A 21,867-nucleotide genomic window follows, 5' to 3' on the forward strand; every position below is an offset into this window, starting at 1 on the left:
CTTGGAAACGGCGCAGATCAGGGGCGCTCAGGCGCTACATCTGGGCGCGGAACGCCTCTGCGGTGTGCAGGAAGATGTCGTTGGCCTCGGACTCCCCGATCGTGACCCGCACACCCTCGCCCGGGAACGGCCGCACCACGACACCGGCCTGCTCGCACGCCGCCGCGAAGTCGACCGTCCGCTCGCCGAGCCTCAGCCAGACGAAGTTCGCCTGGGTCTCGGGGACGGTCCAGCCCTGCTTGACCAGGCCCTCGTAGACCCGCAGCCGCTCGCTCACGAGGGAGCCGACCCGGCCGAGCAGCTCGTCCTCGGCCTGCAGCGAGGCGACGGCCGCGTCCTGCGCCAGCTGCGTCACACCGAAGGGCACCGCCGTCTTGCGCAGTGCCGCGGCCACCGGCTCATGGGCGACCGCGAAGCCGACCCGCAGCCCCGCCAGCCCGTAAGCCTTGGAGAAGGTCCGCAGCACCGCCACGTTGGGGCGCTCGCGGTAGATGTCGATGCCGTCGTGCACCTCGGGGTCGCGGATGAACTCGCGATACGCCTCGTCCAGCACCACCAGGACGTCCGACGGCACCCGGTCGAGGAACCGCTCCAGCTCGGCCCGGCGGACCACCGTGCCGGTCGGGTTGTTGGGGTTGCAGACGAAGATCAGCCGGGTCCGGTCGGTGACCGCGCCCGCCATCGCGTCCAGGTCGTGAACCTCACCGCTGGTCAGCGGCACCTCCACCGGCGTCGCCCCGCTGATCCGGGTGATGATCGGGTACGCCTCGAAGGACCGCCAGGCATAGATGACCTCGTCGCCGGGGCCCGAGGTGGACTGCAACAGGGACTGGGCGACACCCACCGAGCCGGTGCCGGTCGCCAGATGCGACAGGGGCACCCCGAAACGGTCCGAGAGCTCGTTCATCAGGCCGGTGCAGGCCATGTCCGGGTATCGGTTGAAGCTGTGGGCCGCGCCCGTCACGCGCTCCATCACCCCCGGGAGGGGCGGATACGGGTTCTCGTTGGACGACAGCTTGTACGCGACAGGGCCGCCGGCCGCCGCGGGCCTGCCCGGCTTGTACGTGGGGATGCCGTCCAGCTCGGCGCGCAGCTTGGGGCTCGTCTCGCTCACCGCAGGTCCTCCTCGAGGAGTCCGTTCACATCGGAACCAATACTCCTCACCTTATGAGGATTCCCCGCCGGTGCGAATGGCCGCCGGGAAAAGGGGGGAGCGCGCACTTTCCTGGCGTGCGCCTGTGGCTCACTCCGTAGCGCGCATCACCCGTAGTGGTGAGTTGAGACCTCTTCGAAACATGAGCCATTCGGCAGGCCGATGCCGCCGGACGCCCGAGACGCTGTCGCCGAACCTGTCAACTGCCTTGGTTTCCAAGGGAGTTGGTGGTTTATGATCTTGCAGAAACGTGCCTGTCAACGCAGGCATATGCGACCGGCTCAACCGCCCGCCCGAGCCCTACTATCGGCTCGCCATGACAGCAGCAGGGAAGCACCAGGTGAGCCGGACGGACACATCCCGCCGGGGCAGCCGGCAAGGCCGAGCGGGCATTCGAGACGTTGCCGCCGCAGCCGGTGTCTCCATCACGACTGTCTCCGACGCGCTCAACGGCAAGGGCCGGCTCCCGGACGCCACCCGCCGGCACGTCCGGGAGGTCGCAGACCGGCTGGGATACCGCCCCTCCGCGGCGGCACGCACGCTCCGCACCGGGAAATCGGGCCTCATCGGCCTGACCGTCACGACGTACGGGGATGAACCTTTCACCTTCACCGAGTTCGCGTACTTCGCCGAGATGGCCAGAGCCGCGACCTCCGCGGCACTCGCCCGGGGCTATGCCCTCGTGATCCTTCCGGCGACATCCCGCCACGACGTGTGGTCGAACGTCGCCCTGGACGGCACGGTGGTCATCGACCCCTCCGACCACGACCCGGTGGTCACCGAGCTCGTCCGCCAGGGCCTGCCCGTGGTCTCCGACGGCCGCCCGGCGGGCACCCTGCCGGTCACCGCCTGGGTCGACAACGACCACGAAGCCGCCGTACTCGATCTGCTCGACCACCTCGCCGACGCCGGCGCCCGCCGTATCGGGCTTCTCACCGGCACCACCACGGACACCTACACGCGCCTGTCCACGACCGCGTATCTCAACTGGTGCGAGCGGGTCGGCCAAGACCCGGTCTACGAGTCCTACCCCGCGCACGACCCGTGTGCCGGCGCGGTCGCCGCCGACCGCCTGCTCGCGCGGCCGGACCGGCCCGACGCCGTCTACGGGCTCTTCGACCCCAACGGCACCGATCTGCTCGCCGCCGCCCGGCGGTACGGACTGCGGGTCCCGGAGGATCTCCTGCTCGTCTGCTGCAGCGAGTCGACGGTGTACGCCACGACCGAGCCTCCCATCACCACTCTCTCGCTGAAGCCGCGCAGGATCGGCACGGCGGTCGTCCAGCTCCTCATCGACGCCATCGAGGGAATCGACGAGGACCGGCCGATCGAGCAGGTGATACCGACGGAACTGATCGTCCGGACGTCCTCCCAGCGACGTAATCCGCGGACGACGGTGAGCGCACCGCGTTCCCCCTCACCGGACTAGACCTTCCGAATGGGGACGAAACGACCGGCGTGCCAGGGGTGCGGACGGATTCACCACCCCTGGTGCGTCACAGAGCGCGGACCTCATTCCTATGATGGGCGCACGACACCGCGGACCACCCCGACCAGGCTGGGCCGAGAGGTGAACGGCGGCGCGACGGTGGTGGAGGGGTCGATGACTCAGGGGGCCGGTCAGGGACCCGTGGTGCGTACGGAGACATTGCGTGATTTCCGTGTCCCGCCCTATGCGCAGGTGCCCGTGCAGTCACAGTCGCCCCATGGGCAGGGGCAGCCTCCGGAGATGCCCGAGGAGGTATCTCCGGGCACACACGCGCAGCAGCCCTACGTGCCGGCCCAGGGGCAGGCGCCCATGAGCCGCGCGCACGAGGAACAGCGGCCGCCGCAGTCCGCCGCACCGTCCTCGCACCCCGGCAACGCGGTGCCCGAGGACGAGATGCCGGACGGGTACACCCCCACCGCGCGCGATCTCCCGGTGATCAGGGCAGGCGGCCCGGGCGACACCGTGCAGGTCCACGTCGATCCGGACGAAGCCAACGCGTCCGAGGACGGCCTCGGTCCGCTCTACGTCGTCGGCGACGTCCACGGCTATCTCGACGAACTCGTCGCCGCGCTCACCGCGCAGGGCCTCATCGACACCGAGGGCAACTGGTCCGCGGGCAACGCCCGTCTGTGGTTCCTCGGCGACTTCACCGACCGCGGCCCCGACGGCATCGGCGTCATCGACCTCGTCATGCGGCTGTCCGCCGAGGCCGCGGCCGCCGGCGGCTACTGCAAGGCCCTGATGGGCAACCACGAACTGCTGCTCCTCGGCGCCAAGCGGTTCGGCGACACCCCCGTCAACTCCGGTGCGGGCACCGCCACCTTCCAGGCGGCCTGGCTGCTCAACGGCGGCCAGAAGTCCGACATGGACCGGCTCCAGGACGTCCATCTCCAGTGGATGGCCCGCCTCGACGCGGTCGTGGAGGAGGACGGGCACCTTCTCCTGCACTCCGACACGACGGCGTACCTCGACTACGGCTCCACGATCGAGGACGTCAACGACACCGTCCACGCGATCATCACCCGTAATGACGCCGACGAGTGCTGGGACGTGTTCCGCAAGTTCACCAAGCGCTTCGCCTTCCGCGACGACGGCGGCCCCGAGGCCGTGCGCGAACTGCTGGGCACGTACGGGGGCACGCGCGTCGTGCACGGCCACAGCCCCATTCCGTATCTGCTCGGCGAAGTGGGCACCGAGGACGGCGAGGACGGCGCCCGTCCGGTCGTCGAAGGGCCGCATGTGTACGCCGACGGGCTCGCCATCGCCATGGACGGCGGCGTGACCATGGCCGGAAAGCTGCTTGTCGTGCAACTTCCGCTGCCCAACTGAGCAGAGCACGACAGGCGATTTACTGAAACCCCCTGTCACCCCGTGCCGTAACCGCTCTACCATCGGCTTATCCGTAGCAGGCTCTCCTCCGTTTCCGCCCAACTGCCCGGTTCGCCCGGTCAATCCGGCCCTACGGAGCATCGGGGGATGCACATGAACAGCGCTCCGCACCTGCTGACCGAGGACCGCGCCGAGTACGAGCGCATCCTCGACGACGCGCTGCGCAACGCCCATGACCGTCCGGACCTCGCTGCCGTGGGGCAGCGACTGAACACCGAACAGCTGCGCACGATGGCACTGAACGCGACGGCGCTGATCACCACCGCCGCCGCGGCCGAGTACGAGCACTACACCAAGATCCGCGAGGAGATGCGCGCCCCCAAGGCCGCCGCGTCCGTGCGCAATTCCGTGCTGGCGCCGGTCACCGGCGAGGTCGCCGCCGAGAGCGGTGCGGGTTTCGCGGCCGTCATCGCCGTGCTCGCTCCGGTGCTCGCCGGTACGGCCGCGCTGATATTCCTGCTCGTCGGCTACATCCTCAAAGCGCTCAGCCCGTCGGCCGCGTTCGCGCAGACCCTGGTCTCGGCGGGCTGGTTCTTCGGGGCTCTCACGGCGGCCGCGATCCTGGTGGCCGCCGTGGCCCTGCTGCTCACCGCACTGCGCAACGGCGCGACGCAGGTGCCCGCCGAAGAGGTGACGGGTGAACTGCCCGACGAGGTGGCACGTGCCAAGGACGCCTGGCGGCACGCCCTGCTCGAACGGGGCCTGCTGCCCTTTCTGCGGGCGGCGCTGGCGGACCCCAGCGTCGACCCGACGTCGAGCAAGCCACCGCGACCGGTGAGCCGTATCCCCAAGATCGGCTACAGCGGTCCGGACTACTCCAGCCCGAGCGAGGGCTCCACGGCGGGCCAGCGCCCGACGTTCACCAGCCCGGACTTCACCAGCCCGGACTTCGGTGGCCCCGAGCACCAGCCGGAGTGATGCCGGAGGCGCGCCCCCACGACCACGGGAGCGCGCCTCGTGCACTGTGGATGTACGACCTCGTGGATTCGAGAGGACCGCGGGTCACAGAGCCGCGGGGCTCACTCGGCGATCGGCAGATACACCCGGTTGCCGGCGGCGGCGAACTCCTTGGACTTCTCCGCCATTCCGTCCTCGATCTCCTGCTGCGAGTCGCCGTGCCGGCGCCTGATGTCCTGCGAGATCTTCATGCTGCAGAACTTCGGCCCGCACATGGAGCAGAAGTGCGCGGTCTTGGCCGGCTCGGCGGGGAGCGTCTCGTCGTGGAACTCCCGTGCCGTGTCCGGGTCGAGAGCCAGATTGAACTGGTCCTCCCACCGGAACTCGAAGCGGGCGTCCGACAGAGCGTCGTCCCACTCCTGCGCGCCCGGGTGGCCCTTGGCCAGGTCCGCGGCGTGAGCGGCGATCTTGTAGGTGATGACGCCGGTCTTCACATCGTCGCGGTTCGGCAGGCCCAGGTGTTCCTTGGGCGTGACGTAGCAGAGCATCGCCGTGCCCCACCAGGCGATCATCGCCGCTCCGATCCCGGAGGTGATGTGGTCGTACGCGGGAGCGACGTCCGTCGTGAGCGGGCCGAGCGTGTAGAACGGCGCCTCCTCGCAGATCTCCTGCTGGAGTTCGATGTTCTCCTTGATCTTGTGCATCGGCACATGACCGGGTCCTTCGATCATCGTCTGCACGTTGAAGCGCTTGGCGATGGTGTTGAGCTCTCCGAGGGTGCGCAGCTCGGCGAACTGCGCCTCGTCGTTGGCGTCCGCGATCGAGCCGGGCCGCAGCCCGTCACCGAGGGAGTACGTCACGTCGTACGCGGCGAGGATCTCGCACAGTTCCTCGAAGTTCTCGTAGAGGAACGACTCCTTGTGGTGCGCCAGGCACCAGGCGGCCATGATCGAGCCGCCGCGCGAAACGATGCCCGTCTTGCGGCGGGCGGTGAGCGGGACGTACCGCAGCAATACGCCCGCGTGGACCGTCATGTAGTCGACGCCCTGCTCGGCCTGCTCGATGACCGTGTCCTTGTAGATCTCCCAGCTCAGCTCCTCGGCCCTGCCGTCGACCTTCTCGAGCGCCTGGTAGAGCGGTACGGTGCCGATCGGCACGGGGGAATTGCGCAGCACCCATTCGCGGGTGGTGTGGATGTTGCGGCCGGTCGAGAGGTCCATGACCGTGTCCGCGCCCCACTTGGTGGCCCAGGTCATCTTCTCGACCTCTTCCTCGATGGAGGAAGTGACCGCGGAGTTGCCGATGTTGGCGTTGACCTTCACCAGGAACCGCTTGCCGATGATCATCGGCTCGATCTCCGGGTGGTTGACGTTGGCCGGCAGAACCGCGCGGCCGGCCGCGATCTCCTCGCGCACGACCTCGGCGGGCACGTTCTCGCGGATCGCGACGTACTCCATCTCCGGGGTGATCTCGCCCCGGCGCGCGTACGCGAGTTGCGTCACCGCCTGCCCGTCCCGGCCCCGGCGGGGCTGACGCGGGCGGCCGGGGAAGACCGCGTCGAGATTCCGCAGCCCGCCGCGCGGCGAGGTGTGCTTGATCCCGTCGTCCTCGGGGCGGACGGGACGGCCCGCGTACTCCTCGGTGTCGCCGCGGCCGATGATCCAGTTCTCCCGCAGTGGCGCGAGACCGCGGCGGACATCGGTCTCGACGGTGGGGTCGGTGTACGGCCCGGACGTGTCGTACAGCGTGACGTCCGCGCCATTGGTGAGGTGCACCTGGCGGACGGGCACACGGAGGTCGGGGCGCGATCCCTCGACGTATCCCTTGTGCCAGCCCGGCGTGCGCTCCGCCTGGTCGGCGGCAGGCGTGCGTGCATCCTGAACGGTCATGAGACCTACTCCCTACGCCGGCATTACCCGGTAACAGGTTCGGCGGTCGACGCAGCGGCTTCCGTCCGACGGTGTTTCACGTGAAACACCACTGGGACGAAGGTCAGCGCCCTCTCAGCCCGGTGCTCCGAGCTCCCGCGTGTGCAAAGGTGCCTCCACGCTAGCGTCATGTCTGGCGCGCTGAACAGAGGCCCCCATTCGTTCTTGCGATGATCTGTCGGTGACCTCATCGCCGCCCGACCCGCATCAGACGCCCGAGCCGCACGGCCACTCGCACTCCCATGGCCCCGCCGCACCCGTCTCCCGGCACCTCCGCAAGGTCATCGCGGCCGTGCTGATCCCCTTCGCCACCGCGGTGGTGGTCGGGCTTCTGGTGCTCTGGCCGGGTGGCACGCCCGGCCACGAGCGCACCGGAGTGGGCTTCGACCGTCAGACCGAGTCGGGCAGGGTGGTGTCGGTCCAGAAGGTCGACTGCAAGGACGTGAACGCCGGACAGGTCCCGCCGACCGCGGACCCCACCACACCCGAGGGGCGTGAGGCGGCCAACTCCCAGCAGGGCGACTGCGGGAAAGCGACGGTCGAGGTCACCTCCGGCAAGAACAAGGGCCGCACCTTCGTCGAGATCGTCCAGCCGGACGCTCCTCGGCAGTTGAAGAAGGGCCAGGGCGTGGTGGTCGCGTACGCCCCCGACGCCCCGCGCGATCTCCAGTACTCGGTGACCGACGTGGACCGGGGATTCCCGATGGCGGTACTGGCCGGGATCTTCGCCCTGGTGGTGGTACTGGTCGGCCGCATGCGCGGGGTGATGGCGCTGCTGGCGCTCGTCGTCTCGTTCGCGGTCCTGACGGTGTTCATCCTTCCCGCGATCCTCCAGGGCTCCAATCCACTGATCGTCGCCGTGGTCGGCGCGAGCGCCATCATGCTGATCGCGCTCTACATGTGCCACGGACTGACAGCACGCACCTCGGTCGCGGTCCTGGGCACGCTGATCTCTCTGCTGCTCATCGGGCTGCTCGGTTCGCTGTTCATCGGCTGGGCGAGCCTGAGCGGCAACACGGACGACAACACCGGTCTGATCCACGGCCTGTACCCGAACATCGATATGAGCGGACTCCTGCTGGCCGGTGTCATCATCGGCTCGCTCGGCGTCCTCGACGATGTGACGGTGACCCAGACGTCCGCCGTGTGGGAACTGCACCAGGCCGACCCGGACATGGGCGCGAAGGGTTTGTACCGGGCGGGTATCCGCATCGGACGGGATCACATCGCATCCGTCGTCAACACCCTCGTCCTGGCCTACGCGGGTGCGGCGCTGCCGCTGCTCCTGCTCTTCTCGATCGCGCAGAGCAGCGTCGGAACCGTCGCCAACAGCGAGCTGGTGGCGGAGGAGATCGTACGGACCCTCATCGGATCGATCGGTCTGGTCGCGTCGGTACCGGTGACGACGATTCTTGCGGCGCTGGTGGTCTCGGCAGACCGGTCGGGTCTGCCCGCAGGGCAGAGCGAAGCCCCCGCCCGCAGCGCGGCGCCGGGGCGGGGCGGCAAGGGACGCCGTCGCAAGAAGTGAGGCGGCCGGGGCTGCTCAGCCGGCGTTCTCCTCGGCGAGGATGCCGTCGAGCGCCTTCTCCAGGCATTCCCTGAAGTCGCCGTACTGGTGCTCCTGCCCCAGCGGTACGAGCTTGTCGGTGCGGTCCAGGAAGGCGACGACAGGCGCCGCCCCGACCTGGAACTGTGCACGGTCGCTGCCCACTTGGAGCCGGATGGCGAGGTCGCAGAGTCCCGCCGCGCCGGTGGGCGCGATGTGCACATCGCCGTCCCCGCTCGGCCCGCTGATCCCGTCGAGCAGCAGCTCGCGTCCGAAGGCCCAGGTCACAGGTGCGTCGCCCGGCAGATGGAAGGTCATCCGCACGGCATACGGATCGTCTGTCTCGTAGCGGAGCCCCACCGGGATCCGGAACGAGAGCTCCTCCGAGACGAGAAAGATCATCAGGACCTCGGCCTGGACCGACTCGCGCATCATGTACTCCGCAGTGAATGAGGCCTGCTGAAAACGGCCGGAACGATCCCCTTGGCCTTCTTGCCACAATCGTGGTGTAAGCGCCAGAGGTCCACAAGGAGTGATTTTTCAGATACTGATAGAGAACGCGAGCGCGCCGAGCAGACCGCCAATTCCCTTGCGCAGTTGCTCAATAGCCGGAAGCAGTCGCTCTTCCTGGTGCAGGGGAAGAGAAATGGCCATCGTGGCCGCGCCGGAACCGGCCGTGACCGGGATGGCGGCGCAGACCGTCCCGAGCGCGTACTCCTGCCGTTCCACGACCGGTTGCATCCGGCCCGTGGTGGCGAGCCGGTCCAGCAGCGTGCGACGGTCGGACACGGAGTAGGGAGTCACCGGCTGGACCGGATGCCGGTCCAGATGGTCGCGTCGGGCGTTCTCGTCCAGCTGGCTGAGCAGACACTGCCCGATCGCGTGCGCATGGCCGGTCTCACGGAAGTCCGCCCACTCCGCGACGGCGGGTGCGTAGGGAGTGTCGGAGACCGCGACGAGCTCGATCTCGCCCTCGCGGTAGAGCGCGAAGTAGACCGGGACGCCGATCGCGTCCCGCCAGTGCTGGAGTGCGTCCTCGAGCCTGCTGCGACGATTCTGCACTGACTCACCGAGGGCGAGCCGGCCGACGGCGCCGCCGAGGACGAACACCCCTTTCTCGCGCCGGAGATAGTCCTCGTGCGTCAGCGTCCGCAGCAGGTGGTACGCAGTCGGCAGGGGAATGGCGGCCTCTCGCGCGAGGACCTTGGCGGGCGCGCCCTCATGATGGGACGCGGCGGCTTCCAGCAGCCTCAACGCCCGCTGCACCGAACCGATGAGCGTAGGGGTCGTGGCGTTCGTCGCCGTGGCCAAAGGTCACCCCCGGGCTGGATGGGCTGCCACAGTAATGGCCGCCCCGCCGGTGAAACCCGGGGTTCGGCGGGCGTTCCCCCGCCCGGGTTAACGCCCTGACCCGCAGCGGCTACCAGTCGCTCCGAGAACTCGACGATGTCATGAACTTCCGTACGACAAAGATGAGTCCCGCGACGAGCGCGACGAAGACCAGGAGCTTGAAGAGCAGCCCGATCACAAAGCCGATCACACTGGTGATCAGGCCACCGAAGACGAACAGGGCGATGACGGGCACCGCGACCCACTTCACCCACCACGGCATCCCCGCGAACACTTCCCGCACAGCCATCGCCCTTACCTCGCTTCTCGGAGTTCCTGCCCTCGATGCTAGGCGGACGCCTGGGGTGTGCGGGGGCCCGCGATCCCTTGAACTCCCCTGACCGGACCCCTAGGGAGTCACAGGGTCCGAGGTCAGCTCTCGGGCGGAGAGAAGATCACCATCACCCGCAGATCCTCGGTGATGTGGTGGAACTTGTGGGCCACTCCGGCGGGGACGTAGACGACACTGCCGCGGCCGACCTGGGTCGTCTCCATGCCGACCGTGATGGCGGCACGTCCGCTGACGACGAGGTAGATCTCGTCCTGGTTGTGGGGCAGCTGCGGGTCCAGGGAACCCGCGTCGAGCGCGTAGAGACCGGCCGACATGTTCCGCTCGCGAAGGAACTGCAGATATGCGCCGTCGTTCGCGGCCCGCTCCGCCTCGAGCTCGTCCAGTCGGAATGCCTTCATCGTGCGTCCGCCCCTGCCGTCGTCCCGATCACGTCTGCCACGATCAGACACATGATGAATTTCGTAGTCAAGACGATCGCCAATGCGGGGGCCCTGGCCGTGGCCATCTGGCTGGTCGGGGACATCACCCTCACCGGGGACAGTACCGGCAGGAAGATACTGACCCTGATCCTGGTCGCCCTGCTGTTCGGCCTGGTGAACTTTGTGGTCAAGCCGGTGGTGCAGCTGCTGACACTGCCGTTGTTCATCCTCACGCTCGGCCTGATCACGCTGATCGTGAACGCTTTGATGCTGCTGCTCACCTCATGGCTCGCCGACGTGTTCGACCTGAACTTCCACGTCGAAGGCTTCTGGACGGCCGTCCTGGGCGGCCTGATCATCTCGGTCGTGTCGTGGGCGCTGAACGTCGCCCTGCCCGACAAGGACTGACCCGAGAACGACTGATCCGAGAAGGACCGACCCGTCGGGGTCCGACGGGCCCTACGGGGTCCGACCTGCGGACATGGCGACGGCCATGGCGGCACATGTCCCAAGATGGTGGTGGCGACGGGCGAGGGCGGTCCGGCGCGGTACACACGCAAGGCGAGGAGTGGTCGGCATGAGCGATGGCACGGGAGAAGGCACGCGGGCGGTACGGGCGGGTCTGCCCGACCCGGTGAAGTACGAACCGACCCTGCCGGGCCCGGTCTTCGCGGCCCACTTCCATCTGCCGGGCGAGCCGACCGGGCCCTACACCTACGGTCGCGACGACAACCCCACCTGGACCCACCTGGAACGGGCGATCGGCGAGCTGGAGGCGCCGGGCGAGGCCGTCGAGACCGTGACCTTCGCCTCGGGCATGGCCGCGATCTCCGCCGTGCTCTTCTCCCAGCTGAAGGCCGGCGACGCGGTCGTCCTGCCGGACGACGGCTATCAGGCACTCCCGCTGGTGCGCGAGCAGCTGGAGGCGTACGGCATCGAGGTGCGGACCGCGCCGACCGCCGGCGACGCCCAGCTCGGCGTCCTCGCCGGCGCGCGGCTGCTGTGGATCGAGAGCCCGTCCAACCCGGGGCTCGACGTCTGCGACATCCGGCGGCTGGTGCGGGCGGCGCACGAAGCCGGCGCCCTCGTCGCCGTCGACAACACGCTCGCGACGCCGCTGGGGCAGCGGCCGCTGGATCTGGGTGCCGACTTCTCGGTGGCCAGCGACACCAAGGGGATGACCGGCCACGGCGACATCCTGCTGGGACATGTCACCTGCCGCGACGCGGAGCGGGCCGCGGGGGTGCGGCGCTGGCGCAAGGTCGTGGGCGCGATCCCCGGCCCGATGGAGGCCTGGCTCGCACACCGTTCGCTGGCCACGCTCCAGTTGCGGTCCGAGCGGCAGTGCGCGAACGCGATGGCGCTCGCGGAGGCGCTCGGCGGCCGGGCGGACGTGACGGGGCTGCGGTATCCGGGACTGCCGACGGATCCCTCGCACAAGATCGCCTCGCAGCAGATGCGGCGGTTCGGCAGCGTGGTCTCCTTCGTCCTGCCCGATCGCCCGCACGCGGAACGCTTCCTCGACGCGCTGCGGCTGGTCGATGACGCAACGAGCTTCGGCGGAGTGCGCTCGTCGGCGGAGCGGCGCGGGCGCTGGGGCGGGGATGCGGTGCCGGAGGGGTTCATCCGTCTCTCGGCGGGCGCCGAGGACGAGGACGATCTCGTCGCGGATGTGCTCCGGGCGCTCGACGAGGCAGCGCGTTAGGGGCCTCGCGAGCTTGCGGAGCCCGGGCCCGAGGGGGGCGCAAGGCGGGCGGTTCGATGGGCCGGGGGCGCACAGCGCCTCCGCGCGGGCCGTCCCGGGGCGCGCAGCGAGGTGTGGACGGGAGAGGGGCGTACGCCCGGGTACGTCAGCCGCTGAGCGGCACATACAGGAAAATGGCGGTCCGAGCCTCCCCCCTCATGGCTCGGACCGCCCCGGTTCATTTCCCGAAGAACCGCGCCAACAAGGCTAGTTGACTCTGCGTCAGTGTCCAATCACAGTAGCGACAGCGACCTATCGACTTATTTATAGTTGTCCGGTCCGGGGCGTCGACGGTCGGGAGGGCTCGGCATGGATCTGGCCCTGCTGCGCACATTCGTCACGGTGCACCGGGCCGGCTCCTTCACCCGGGCGGCCGCGCTGCTGGGACTCTCGCAGCCCGCGGTGACCGGGCAGATACGCACGCTGGAACGCCAGCTGGGGCGCCCGCTGTTCCTGCGTCAGGCCCGCGGAGTCACCCCCACCACCATCGGCGACGAGCTCGCCCACCGGGCCGCTCCGCATCTCGACGCCCTCGTGGAGATCACGGAGACCGGTCTGGACGAGGAATCGGGCATCCGGACGCTGCATCTCGCGGGGCTCCCCGAGTTCACCTCGCTCCGGGCCCTGCCCGCCCTCACCCCGCTGATATCCCAGGGCATGACGCTCAGGACGTCCTTCGGGAACGCGGAGGAGACGCTGGAGGGGCTGGCGGCCGGACACCATGATCTGGCGATCACCACGGCGCGGCCGCGCGGCGGACTGCTGACCTCGACCCCGCTCTGCGACGAGGAACACGTCCTGGTCGCGTCGCCGCGCTGGGCGGCCCGGCTCGGGCCCGAGGAGCTGCACGGCGGCCATGTGCTGCTGGAACAGCTCCCCGTGGTCGAGGTCCACGAGTCGCTGCCACTGGTCTCTCGCTACTGGTCCTCCGTCTTCGACTCCCGGCCGGCCGCCGCGGCCGCCGTCATCGCGCCGGACCTCCGCGCGGTCCTCGAGACCGCCGCGTCGGGCGCGGGGCTGGCCGTCCTGCCGCGCTACCTGTGCGAGCAGGACCTTCTGAGCGGTCGCCTCGTGGCGCTGCTCGACCCTCCGGTGCCCCCGCTGCGCACGTACTTCCTCGCCGTCCGCACCGGCACACTCGCCCTTCCCCACATAGCGCGGGCGCACGAGTCGCTGCTGCGCGCTGCGGTCGACTGGTGACAACCCGGGGACCAGGAGTTTCAGAACGGGCGCCACGGGCCATTTTCTAGCCATGACCGAACGGCCAGTGGTCAAGCGCACCGCACGCGCCATCCTGCTCGACGGCGAGAACCTCGTCCTGATCAAGCGCACCAAGCCAGGCGTGGATCCGTACTGGCTGACGCCGGGCGGCGGGGTCGAACCCGAGGACGCCACCGTCGTGGACGCCCTCCACCGCGAGGTGGACGAGGAACTCGGCGCGAAGATCACCGACGTGGTGCCCTGTTTCGTCGACACCGTCGAGCACATCGCCGACGGCGGTGTCACCGGTGTGAAGGTGCAGCACTTCTTCGTCTGCCGGCTGGAGTCCATGGACCCCTCGCGTCGGCACGGCCCCGAGATCGACGACCCCTGCGGGGAGTACGAGATCGTACGGGTGCCCTTCAGCCGCGTGGGTATCGCGGCCGTCCACCTCGTGCCCTTGTCTCTGCGGCACTACCTGGACGGCAATATCGAGGGCGTCCGGGCGATGCACGCGCCTGACCTGGGCTGACGCGAGCCAACCGGCGGTCGCGGCTCGCCGGTCACCACTGCCCGGTCCCCGCGGCGGGGCCTGCGGTGCTTCGGCCCGGCTCTCGCGAGCGCCGGTTCCTCAGTCGCCGGCCGCGACGAGCTCTTCGAGGGAGTCGTGGCGGATCCGGTCGACCGGGATGCCGATACCGCGCAGCGCGTGCACGCCGCTGCGGATCATCCCGGGCGGCCCGGACAGAAAGGCGCTGTACTCGTACCAGGGGCCGAACTCGCGGACCGCGTCCGGGAAGTGCGCCCGGTCGTCCACGACGGGCCGGACGGACAGCCAGGGGTGCGTCTGCTGCAACCGCAGCATGGTGTCGATGTCGTACAGGTCGAAGTTGGTCCGTGCCCCGTAGAAGACCTCCACCGGCCGACGCGTCCCGTGTTCGGCGACGTCCTCGACCATGGCCTTGATGGGCGCGATACCGGTGCCGCCGCCGAGACAGAGCAGACCGTTGTCGGTGGTGTGGTCGACGGTCATCGACCCGGCGGGCGGACCGAGCCGCAGCACGTCGCCGGGACGGGCGTGATGGACGAGCGCGTTGGAGACCCAGCCCGCCGGGACGGCCTTCACATGGAACGTGAGCAGACCGTCCGAGCGCGGGGCCCCGGCGAAGGAGTAGTGCCGCCATATCCGCGGCCACCAGGGCGTCTCCAGGCTGGTGTACTGCCCGGCGACAAACGCATAGGGCTGGTCCGGGCGGACGGTGATGATCGCTATGTCGGGCGTCCGCAGATCGTGCGAGACGACCTCGGCATGCCACCACGCCGGTGCGAGACGCTCGTTCTGGGCCGCCGCGTCGATCATGATCTGCGAGATCGTCGTGTACGTCCGCACCCAGGCGGCCTCGGTCTCCTCGTCCCAGGTGGACGTGGCGTACCGGGTGAGGGCGCCGATCAGGGCCTCACCGACGGCGGGGTAGTGGGCAGCATGCGTACCGTACTTCCGGTGGCCGCGGCCCAGGTGCTGGAGGTACTCGGTGAGCACCTCCGCGTTGTCCATGTGTTCGGCCGCGGTGAGCAGCGCTTTGAGGAGCCGGTCGCGCTGGGAGTCCATGGCCGCCGGGAAGAGCCCGCGCAGTTCGGGGTGGCGGACGAAGAGCAGGGCGTAGAAGTAGGACGTGACCTTGTCCGCGACGGGGGCGATCTCCGCCATGGTCCGGCGGATGAGGATCGCGTCGGGGGAAGCGTTGTCGGCAGGTGCGGCGGGCGGCAGGTGGTCCGCGTAGGGATCGCCGTACGCCGGGGCTTCCTGGCTCAGGGCCCGGTGCGCGGCCTGGGCTTCGTGCGCCTGAGCCTGCTGGGCCGCCGGGGCCTGAGCGGCCTGGGCGTCGTGCGGATGGCCGGCCAGGTGCAGCCGCGTCGGTGTCTCACCGGGGTGGCCCGTCTCGTACCGCGGCATCTGGCCCTGCGCCATGTGATGCTGCGGGAGCCCGCCCTGCGGCACGTCGTGCTGCGGGTGCCTGCCCTGCGCCGCGTCGTGCTGCGGTTCCTGCTCGGGCCGCGCTTCGGGGCGCGGGGCTCTGTGAGGGGGGTCGTCGTCCGCCGCGGTCACCTGCTCGGCGGGAAAGGCCTCGGACTCTGTCGCTGAAGGCGGTGGGGCGGTACGGGAGGCACCGGAACCCACCGGGCGTATGGATGCCACCGGCCGCTTGGGGACGGCGGTCCGTTCTCGTCCGGCGCCCTCCGGCGCGTCACCGGTTGCGGTGCGGCCCTGGTCCGGCTGTTTGCGCGGGGTGAACCAGCCACCCTTGTCGTTTTCGCCTGAAGTGCCGTAGTCGGCCGACGTGGTGGTCGGAGCGTCCATTGTCTGCCTCGCCTCGAACATCTCTCGGTCGGTCCCCGCACTTCCGGTGATTCGGAACGTGCCTCATTCCCCGCTTCTGCCCCAGGAGTACGTCCAGGCCACACTAACCATGGGCCTCGGCTGATTCGGGACGAGCGGGCTCGGAATGTGACGTTGACCGCAGCACCCGTCGTCGCAGCATGTCAGTCGGCGCCCCGTCAACGGACAAAGAGCGGAAAGTCCGGGCATCCACACCCGCTTACCCGTTAGGCTCCAATGCCACCCATGCCTGTTCACCGGGCACCACCGAGGCCGCTGCCCTCATCCGTACCGCCCGCGGAAACACACCAGTTCACAGGCCTCGCGCAGATTGCCCCCCGCATCGATGTGTGTGGCCACGCCCGAGAGACGACGGCCGGCGTGCACAGCGGCCGCGTGGGCGCCGACGCAGTATCTCTGCGTCGGACATGGAATCACCGCATGCAACACATGCGTCCAGACCCATCTCGGATTCTGCACAGAGCCGGTTCGCGATCTTCACGTTTACGGCCGAGCAGAGAATAGCGGCGGTCATCACGGGTGAGTCAACGGTGCCCCCCGCAGGTGGCCGGCGTCATCTTCGGGGCGCCATGGGGACGTCACCCGAGCGCCATCGGAAAGACACAGCCGGAAGAGTCAGCCTGTGCGGTCGGTGGCCGAGCGCCATGTACGCCGGAGCTAGTACGGGGGATTACTCCCTCCGTCAGACGCCATCCATCGCCCTGCCCGGCACTGTGTTTCACGTGAAACCACTCAAGCGCCCCGCTCGCCGGGCCATCCTCGTCGTCCATGTCGCCGCGGCCGCCGGCTGGCTCGGGCTCACGCTCGGCCTGCTCGCGCTTGCCGTCTCGGCCAACGTCACCGATTCCACCGCCATGATCGAGGCCGCCGCCCGGTCGATGAAGGTCTTCACGGACTGGCTGGTGCTGCCCGTGGCCCTGTTGACCCTGCTCACCGGACTGGTTCTCTCCCTCGGCACCAAGTGGGGCCTGGCACGGCACCGTTGGGTCTACACGAAGTTCTGGCTGACTCTGGTCACCATCGCGGCTTCGGCATTCGCCCTCCGTCCAGGTGTCGACGAGGCCGTCGAGACCGTCTCGTCGGGCGCGGCACTGCCCGATCCTCTCGGCCTGATGATGGGACCCATCGTCTCCTTCAGCGCCTATGTCTTCATGACCGTCATCTCCGTTCTGAAGCCCTGGGGACTCACCCGCCGTGGCCGCCGCCTGCGCAGCACGAGTACTTCCGCGAAAGCACTGGACGAGCGATCACTGCGTCAGACAGCCTGATCCTCATGTCGACACCGCTCCCGGAGCTACCCATCCGCCGTCTCACCAGGGACGACCTCGTTGCCTGCGCCGATCTTTCCGAGGACCGCGGATGGCCACGCGAGGAACACAAGTGGGGCCTGCTGCTGGCGGCGGGGACGGGGTACGGAATCGATGACCCGGCGGGCAAGGGACTGGTCGCGGCCTCCGTCGTCACGTCGTACGGTCCCGGGCTGTCCGCCATCGGCATGGTCCTGGTCGCGCAGCGGTACGAACGCCGGGGCATCGGACGCCGCATGATGCGGCACCTGGTGCGGGAGGCCGGCCCCACCCCGCTCAGCCTGCATGCCACCCCCAGCGGCCGCCCGCTGTACGAGCAGCTGGGCTTCGTCAACGTCGGGCGCGCGGAGATGATCCGAGGCCACTTCCGGCCGGACCCGGCCGACACCACAGCCGTGACCACCCGCCCGGCAACCGCCGAGGACCTCCCCCGGATCGTCCGTCTGGACACCGAGGTCTTCGGACTCGACCGCACCCACATGATCGCGCGCCTGCCGGCCTTCGCGGACCAGCTCCGGGTGGCAGAGGACGACGGCGTACTGACGGGCTACGCCGCGGCCTGGCCGAACATGGAGACGCATGTCATCGGCCCTCTGATCGCCCGCGACACGGATACGGCCAAGGCTCTGATCACCTCGCTCGCTCCGGCCACGGACCGCCCTTTCCGGACGGACATCGACGTACGGCACAAGGAACTGCTGGGCTGGCTGAAGGAGCGCGGCCTCGAACCGATCGCCTTCAACGCCGTCATGACCTACGGCATCGACGACCTCCCCGGCGACTGGACCCGGCGTTTCGCCCCGCTCTCGGTGGCCGCAGGCTAGAACTCCCAGGTCGGGGGAGCGCAGATGATTGCAAACGCGGAATATTGCACGTGTCGTCTATCCTTGACGAGGTAGCCACTCGGGCTGGAGGAGGAAGACAGATGACCGCGACCGATCCCGCGCTCACCGCGCTCTCCCAGAGCTGGTGCGCCCTGTCGCTGCTCCACGGGAGGATCGAGGCCCACATCGAGCGGGCTCTCGAGAGCAAGCACGGCCTGAGCATGCGCGAGTACTCCCTCCTCGACGTCCTCAGCCGCCAGCACAGCGGCCCCGGCGGACACCTCCAGATGAAGCAGGTGGCCGACGCCGTCGTGCTCAGCCAGAGCGCCACGACCCGCCTCGTCACCCGCCTCGAGGACCGCGGACTGCTGACCCGGTACCTCTGCGACACCGACCGGCGCGGCATCTACACGGACGTGACCGAGACGGGCCTCACTCTGCTTGCCGAGGCCCGCCCCACCAACGACTCGGCGCTGCGCGAGGCTCTCGACGAGGCCGCCAAGGTTCCGGAGCTCGCTCCCCTGGTCCGCACCGTCGAGGAACTTCGGGTCCCCGCGTAGTCTGCCGATCATGAGCGATCTGGACATACGCCCCGCTGTACTCGACGACATCCCGGAGATCGTGGCGATGCTCGCCGACGATCCACTCGGTGCTCAGCGCGAGTCGCCGGACGACATGACCCCGTACCACGCGGCCTTCGAGCGCCTTGCCCGGGATCCGAACCAGATCCTCGCCGTGGCCGCCCGCCAGGACCGTGTCGTCGGCACCCTCCAGCTCACGATCATCCCCGGTCTGTCGCGCCGCGGCTCCACCCGGTCGATCATCGAAGGCGTCCGCATCCACGCCGACGAACGCGGCAGCGGCCTCGGCACGCGGCTCATCGAGTGGGCGATCGACGAGTCGCGCCGACAGGACTGCCGACTCGTCCAGCTGACCTCGGACGCTTCCCGCACCGACGCCCGCCGCTTCTACGAGAGGCTGGGCTTCGAGGCGTCTCACATCGGGTTCAAGCTCCAGCTCTGAACAGTTCTCCGCTCAGGGAGTCCGCGTGCATCGGATCAGCGACGAACAACGCCGCATCCGGCTCGGCCGTCGGCAACGTCTGGCCCCCTCCACACGGGTGGACGACCCGGTGGCAGCAGCGGACGCGGTCGTCGCGCTGCACGCGACCGATGCCGCGACCGTCTTCCTCTCCACCTGCGCCCGTCTCTCGACGCCGGGTATCGAGGCTGTGGAACGAGCTCTCTACGACGACGTGACGCTGGTCCGGCTGCTCTCCATGCGCCGCACGTTGTTCGCCGTCTCCGCCGAACTCGCGCCGTACGTCGAGGCGTCCACGGCCCACGCCATCGCGATCAAAGAGCGCAGCACCCTCCTCGCGCATCTGGAGGAGGACGGCGGCGGCCTGGACGCGCGCTGGCTCGGCAAGGCGGAAGAGGCGGTTCTCGCCGCTCTTGACCGGGGTGGCCCCGCCACAGGCACCCAGCTCTCCGCGGACGTCCCCGCTCTCCGGATGAAGATCACCGTCTTCCCCGGCAAGAAGTACGAGACGGTGCAAGGCGTCGCCACGCGCGTCATCAGAGTGCTCGCCGCCGAGGGCCGTATTCGCCGCGACCGGCCCCGAGGCTCCTGGACCTCCAGTCAGTTCCGCTGGACCGTCGGCCGGACCTGGCCGGCAGTGGATGCGGCTGAAGCCCGCGTCGAACTGGCCCGCCGCTGGCTCCTCGCGTACGGCCCCGCCACCGAAGCGGATCTGAAGTGGTGGACGGGATGGAGCCTCGGGCATGTGCGCAAGGCGCTCACCGCCGTCGCCGCCGAGGAGGTCGGGCTCGACGGTGGTGCGGCCGGCTATGTGGCGCCCGGCGACATCGGGCCCGACTTCGCGCCGGAGCCCTGGGCGGCGCTGCTGCCGGGACTCGACCCCAGTGCCATGGCCTGGGCCGACCGCGGCTTCCACTTCGACGCGGAGCACCGCACGGCCCTCTTCGACCGGTCGGGCAACATCGGCCCGACGGTCTGGTGGAACGGCCGCATCATCGGTGGCTGGGCGCAGCGGCCGGACGGCGAGATCGTCTGGCGTCTGCTCAGCGATGCCGGCCGTGAGGCCAGCGCCGCCGTCGAAACGGAGGCCTCACGGCTGGCGGGCTGGGTGGGCGACGCCCGGATCACCCCTCGGTTCCGTACGCCCCTGGAGCGCGAGTTGTCGGCCTAGACCGCATCGGCGGCTGCGCACGTTTCACGTGAAACATCGGCCCGAACCCGCAGGGAGAGACTCGCAAGGGCCGGCCTCACAGCGGCAGTCCGCGCCAGCCCTCCGGGTCCACTCCGCCCGGCACCCCGCCCTCCGGCTCATAGGGCTCCCGAGTGAACACGAACGACCCCAGGTCGAGATGCAGGACCGAACCGTCCTCACGGCGCACCACACGCAGGGTCTCGCCGGCGTAGTAGCCGTTCTGGCCGGTCCACGTACCGTCCTCCTCCGCGATGAACCGCGCCTCCCTGCCGACGCCCTGCAACGGAAGCAGCTCCAGACCGCGGTCGGCGAGCAGCCGCAGCCCGAAGGAGTAAGTCCCCCAGTACCAGGGCCCGGTCAGCGCCAAGAGCTCCTGATCGACCTCCGGCAGCGGCTTCCAGGGCTCGGGGATGCGGGGCTCGGCCTCGGAGACGATGCCGACGAGATCGGCCGCGACAGCCGCTGTGAGCGGCCCTGAGGTGGCATTGGCGAGCGCGACGGCTGCGACCCCGTCATCGACACTCACCCACAGGCTCGCGACGAAGCCGGGCAGCGAGCCTGTGTGCCCCACGAGAGTTCGGCCGTCCTTCCGGACGATCTGCACACCCAGCCCGTAGGTGGCGTCCCAGCCCCCGCTCTCCAGCGGCACGGACGGTGTCCGCATCTCCCGTACCGAGGACTCCCGCAGGACGCGCTCGTCGCCCTCGGCGAGAAAGACAGCGAACCGGGAGAGGTCGGTGACCGTCGACCAGAGCTGTCCCGCCGGCGCCATCAGCCCGAGGTCCTCGGACGGTTCGGGCAACAGCACGTCGGCCCAGGGGTGCACGGCCCAGCCACCGGCGTGCGGAGCGTCGGGCTGAGTGCTCGTACGGCTCAGGCCCAAGGGCTCCAGAATCTCCGTCCGCAGCACGTCCTCCCAGGAAGCACCGCGCACCGCCTCGATCAATGATCCGAGCAGCGTGTAGCCGGGGTTGGAGTAGTGGTGCCGCCGCCCGACCGGGTGCGTACGCGCCCCCTCACCCAGGACATCGCCGAGCTCCGGCCGCTGCGATCCCGGCGTCCGCTCCCACCACGGCGCCGGAGACTCGGCGCTCAACCCGGCACTGTGGCCGAGGAGTTGGGCGATGGTCGCGTCCCCCACGCCGGTACCGGACAGATGCTTCTCCAGTGGGTCACTCAGATCGAGCAGCCCCTCGTCCCGCAGCCTCATCACCAGGACGGCGGTGAACGTCTTGGTGATCGAGCCGATGCGGTACTGCGTGTCGGCGTCCGGACCGTGGCCGTCGACGGAGGTGCGGGACCCCGTCCACGCCAGATGGCCCTCACGCGCCACCCCGGCAACGAACGAGGGTGCGCGCCCTTCGGCCTGGGCGACCGCGATGCGGTGCAGGAGAGCCCGCTTGGTGGCGGGGAGCAGCTCGGTAAAGGGTGAGGTCATGAGGCAGGTCTACCGGCGGCACCTCGCCACGTCGACCGCATTCCCCGGCATTTCGCGACCCGCGGAAGAGACGACCGGAGGCCCTGGCGGGCTCCGCGACGGGCCGCGGCTCCAGGGCTGCAGGGTCTCGCCGCCGATGACATGTCGAACTTCTGTGATCTGCCGGCTCTCTGTTGTCTCACCACGAGGTCACCCGAGATCCGTCTCAGATCGATGCCATT

Annotated in this window: 21 protein-coding genes and 1 riboswitch; of the genes, 13 read left to right on the plus strand and 8 right to left on the minus strand. The window is 69.4% G+C overall.

The window, feature by feature from the left end; genetic code table 11:
- Window positions 1-34: 34 nt before the first annotated feature.
- The gene (gene hisC / locus ACFWU3_RS13165) at window positions 35-1,114 is read right to left on the minus strand and encodes a histidinol-phosphate transaminase (protein ID WP_384435470.1); all 1,080 of its coding nucleotides are present in this window, start codon (window positions 1,112-1,114) and stop codon (window positions 35-37) included.
- A 355-nt stretch (window positions 1,115-1,469) separates the two neighbouring features.
- On the opposite strand from hisC, the gene ACFWU3_RS13170 reads away from it, so the two are divergent.
- The 3 genes from ACFWU3_RS13170 (at window position 1,470) to ACFWU3_RS13180 (ending at window position 4,949) form a co-directional block, all read left to right on the plus strand.
- The gene (locus tag ACFWU3_RS13170; protein ID WP_384435473.1) at window positions 1,470-2,582 is read left to right on the plus strand and encodes a LacI family DNA-binding transcriptional regulator; all 1,113 of its coding nucleotides are present in this window, start codon (window positions 1,470-1,472) and stop codon (window positions 2,580-2,582) included.
- A gap of 174 nt (window positions 2,583-2,756) precedes the next feature.
- Window positions 2,757-3,971 carry a metallophosphoesterase gene (locus tag ACFWU3_RS13175; RefSeq protein WP_384435476.1) on the plus strand — a complete coding sequence of 405 codons (1,215 nt, stop codon included), beginning with the start codon at window positions 2,757-2,759 and terminating at the stop codon, window positions 3,969-3,971.
- Window positions 3,972-4,118: 147 nt separating this feature from the next.
- The gene (locus tag ACFWU3_RS13180) at window positions 4,119-4,949 is read left to right on the plus strand and encodes a hypothetical protein (RefSeq protein ID WP_384435479.1); all 831 of its coding nucleotides are present in this window, start codon (window positions 4,119-4,121) and stop codon (window positions 4,947-4,949) included.
- Between the two features lie 101 nt (window positions 4,950-5,050).
- Here ACFWU3_RS13180 and thiC read toward each other — a convergent pair whose 3' ends face one another.
- Complete coding sequence (thiC, locus tag ACFWU3_RS13185; RefSeq protein WP_384435482.1) at window positions 5,051-6,817, minus strand: phosphomethylpyrimidine synthase ThiC; 1,767 nt, start codon at window positions 6,815-6,817, stop codon at window positions 5,051-5,053.
- A riboswitch (TPP riboswitch) is annotated at window positions 6,810-6,966 on the minus strand. It overlaps the preceding gene by 8 nt.
- A gap of 71 nt (window positions 6,967-7,037) precedes the next feature.
- On the opposite strand from thiC, the gene ACFWU3_RS13190 reads away from it, so the two are divergent.
- Complete coding sequence (locus ACFWU3_RS13190; RefSeq protein ID WP_384435485.1) at window positions 7,038-8,384, plus strand: YibE/F family protein; 1,347 nt, start codon at window positions 7,038-7,040, stop codon at window positions 8,382-8,384.
- Between the two features lie 15 nt (window positions 8,385-8,399).
- On the opposite strand, the gene ACFWU3_RS13195 is transcribed toward ACFWU3_RS13190, so the two are convergent.
- The 4 genes from ACFWU3_RS13195 to ACFWU3_RS13210 form a co-directional block, all read right to left on the minus strand.
- Window positions 8,400-8,834 carry an SsgA family sporulation/cell division regulator gene (locus ACFWU3_RS13195; protein ID WP_384435488.1) on the minus strand — a complete coding sequence of 145 codons (435 nt, stop codon included), beginning with the start codon at window positions 8,832-8,834 and terminating at the stop codon, window positions 8,400-8,402.
- A gap of 108 nt (window positions 8,835-8,942) precedes the next feature.
- Window positions 8,943-9,713 (minus strand): IclR family transcriptional regulator, encoded by a 771-nt coding sequence (locus tag ACFWU3_RS13200; protein WP_384435490.1) that lies wholly within the window; start codon window positions 9,711-9,713, stop codon window positions 8,943-8,945.
- A 109-nt stretch (window positions 9,714-9,822) separates the two neighbouring features.
- Window positions 9,823-10,035 carry a DUF5326 family protein gene (locus ACFWU3_RS13205; protein ID WP_313948945.1) on the minus strand — a complete coding sequence of 71 codons (213 nt, stop codon included), beginning with the start codon at window positions 10,033-10,035 and terminating at the stop codon, window positions 9,823-9,825.
- A 128-nt stretch (window positions 10,036-10,163) separates the two neighbouring features.
- Complete coding sequence (locus ACFWU3_RS13210; protein WP_313945351.1) at window positions 10,164-10,481, minus strand: cupin domain-containing protein; 318 nt, start codon at window positions 10,479-10,481, stop codon at window positions 10,164-10,166.
- Between the two features lie 51 nt (window positions 10,482-10,532).
- Here ACFWU3_RS13210 and ACFWU3_RS13215 point away from each other — a divergent pair, with 51 nt between their 5' ends.
- The 4 genes from ACFWU3_RS13215 (at window position 10,533) to ACFWU3_RS13230 (ending at window position 13,978) form a co-directional block, all read left to right on the plus strand.
- Window positions 10,533-10,910, plus strand: coding sequence for a phage holin family protein (locus ACFWU3_RS13215; protein ID WP_384435493.1), 378 nt, complete (start codon window positions 10,533-10,535; stop codon window positions 10,908-10,910).
- 169 nt (window positions 10,911-11,079) lie between these two features.
- The gene (locus ACFWU3_RS13220; RefSeq protein ID WP_384435496.1) at window positions 11,080-12,207 is read left to right on the plus strand and encodes a cystathionine gamma-lyase; all 1,128 of its coding nucleotides are present in this window, start codon (window positions 11,080-11,082) and stop codon (window positions 12,205-12,207) included.
- Window positions 12,208-12,555: 348 nt separating this feature from the next.
- Entirely contained in the window at window positions 12,556-13,446 is an 891-nt protein-coding gene (locus ACFWU3_RS13225) for a LysR family transcriptional regulator (protein ID WP_384435499.1), read from the plus strand.
- Window positions 13,447-13,498: 52 nt separating this feature from the next.
- Window positions 13,499-13,978, plus strand: coding sequence for an NUDIX domain-containing protein (locus tag ACFWU3_RS13230; protein ID WP_384435502.1), 480 nt, complete (start codon window positions 13,499-13,501; stop codon window positions 13,976-13,978).
- 99 nt (window positions 13,979-14,077) lie between these two features.
- On the opposite strand, the gene ACFWU3_RS13235 is transcribed toward ACFWU3_RS13230, so the two are convergent.
- Window positions 14,078-15,805, minus strand: coding sequence for a globin domain-containing protein (locus ACFWU3_RS13235; protein WP_384435505.1), 1,728 nt, complete (start codon window positions 15,803-15,805; stop codon window positions 14,078-14,080).
- 761 nt (window positions 15,806-16,566) lie between these two features.
- Between ACFWU3_RS13235 and ACFWU3_RS13240 the strand changes: the two genes are divergently transcribed.
- From ACFWU3_RS13240 to ACFWU3_RS13260, 5 genes are all read left to right on the plus strand, one after another.
- Window positions 16,567-17,112 carry a DUF2269 family protein gene (locus ACFWU3_RS13240; RefSeq protein WP_384435508.1) on the plus strand — a complete coding sequence of 182 codons (546 nt, stop codon included), beginning with the start codon at window positions 16,567-16,569 and terminating at the stop codon, window positions 17,110-17,112.
- A gap of 5 nt (window positions 17,113-17,117) precedes the next feature.
- Window positions 17,118-17,975, plus strand: a complete 858-nt coding sequence (locus ACFWU3_RS13245) for a GNAT family N-acetyltransferase (protein ID WP_384435511.1) — start codon at window positions 17,118-17,120, stop codon at window positions 17,973-17,975.
- A 101-nt stretch (window positions 17,976-18,076) separates the two neighbouring features.
- Window positions 18,077-18,535: a MarR family transcriptional regulator gene (locus ACFWU3_RS13250; protein WP_313945343.1), complete on the plus strand. Its 459-nt coding sequence runs from the start codon at window positions 18,077-18,079 to the stop codon at window positions 18,533-18,535.
- 10 nt (window positions 18,536-18,545) lie between these two features.
- A complete protein-coding gene (locus ACFWU3_RS13255; protein WP_384435515.1) occupies window positions 18,546-18,998 on the plus strand; it encodes a GNAT family N-acetyltransferase in 453 nt (150 codons plus the stop codon).
- Between the two features lie 25 nt (window positions 18,999-19,023).
- Window positions 19,024-20,187, plus strand: coding sequence for a winged helix DNA-binding domain-containing protein (locus tag ACFWU3_RS13260; protein ID WP_384435518.1), 1,164 nt, complete (start codon window positions 19,024-19,026; stop codon window positions 20,185-20,187).
- A 76-nt stretch (window positions 20,188-20,263) separates the two neighbouring features.
- On the opposite strand, the gene ACFWU3_RS13265 is transcribed toward ACFWU3_RS13260, so the two are convergent.
- Complete coding sequence (locus tag ACFWU3_RS13265) at window positions 20,264-21,646, minus strand: serine hydrolase domain-containing protein (protein ID WP_384435521.1); 1,383 nt, start codon at window positions 21,644-21,646, stop codon at window positions 20,264-20,266.
- Window positions 21,647-21,867: the final 221 nt, after the last annotated feature.

The sequence above is a fragment of the Streptomyces sp. NPDC058685 genome (assembly GCF_042714725.1).
In the GTDB taxonomy this organism is placed as follows: Bacteria; Actinomycetota; Actinomycetes; order Streptomycetales; family Streptomycetaceae; genus Streptomyces.

Excerpts from the sequence above, each read along its gene's own strand:
- ACFWU3_RS13230 (WP_384435502.1), top strand. The coding sequence starts at position 13,499 with ATGACCGAACGGCCAGTGGTCAAGCGCACCGCACGCGCCATCCTGCTC.
- ACFWU3_RS13225 (WP_384435499.1), top strand. The coding sequence starts at position 12,556 with ATGGATCTGGCCCTGCTGCGCACATTCGTCACGGTGCACCGGGCCGGC.
- ACFWU3_RS13245 (WP_384435511.1), top strand. The coding sequence starts at position 17,118 with ATGTCGACACCGCTCCCGGAGCTACCCATCCGCCGTCTCACCAGGGAC.
- ACFWU3_RS13235 (WP_384435505.1), bottom strand. The coding sequence starts at position 15,805 with ATGGACGCTCCGACCACCACGTCGGCCGACTACGGCACTTCAGGCGAA.
- ACFWU3_RS13180 (WP_384435479.1), top strand. The coding sequence starts at position 4,119 with ATGCACATGAACAGCGCTCCGCACCTGCTGACCGAGGACCGCGCCGAG.
- ACFWU3_RS13250 (WP_313945343.1), top strand. The coding sequence starts at position 18,077 with ATGACCGCGACCGATCCCGCGCTCACCGCGCTCTCCCAGAGCTGGTGC.
- ACFWU3_RS13175 (WP_384435476.1), top strand. The coding sequence starts at position 2,757 with ATGACTCAGGGGGCCGGTCAGGGACCCGTGGTGCGTACGGAGACATTG.
- ACFWU3_RS13215 (WP_384435493.1), top strand. The coding sequence starts at position 10,533 with ATGATGAATTTCGTAGTCAAGACGATCGCCAATGCGGGGGCCCTGGCC.
- thiC (WP_384435482.1), bottom strand. The coding sequence starts at position 6,817 with ATGACCGTTCAGGATGCACGCACGCCTGCCGCCGACCAGGCGGAGCGC.
- ACFWU3_RS13195 (WP_384435488.1), bottom strand. The coding sequence starts at position 8,834 with ATGCGCGAGTCGGTCCAGGCCGAGGTCCTGATGATCTTTCTCGTCTCG.
- ACFWU3_RS13265 (WP_384435521.1), bottom strand. The coding sequence starts at position 21,646 with ATGACCTCACCCTTTACCGAGCTGCTCCCCGCCACCAAGCGGGCTCTC.
- ACFWU3_RS13170 (WP_384435473.1), top strand. The coding sequence starts at position 1,470 with ATGACAGCAGCAGGGAAGCACCAGGTGAGCCGGACGGACACATCCCGC.
- ACFWU3_RS13255 (WP_384435515.1), top strand. The coding sequence starts at position 18,546 with ATGAGCGATCTGGACATACGCCCCGCTGTACTCGACGACATCCCGGAG.
- ACFWU3_RS13210 (WP_313945351.1), bottom strand. The coding sequence starts at position 10,481 with ATGAAGGCATTCCGACTGGACGAGCTCGAGGCGGAGCGGGCCGCGAAC.
- ACFWU3_RS13220 (WP_384435496.1), top strand. The coding sequence starts at position 11,080 with ATGAGCGATGGCACGGGAGAAGGCACGCGGGCGGTACGGGCGGGTCTG.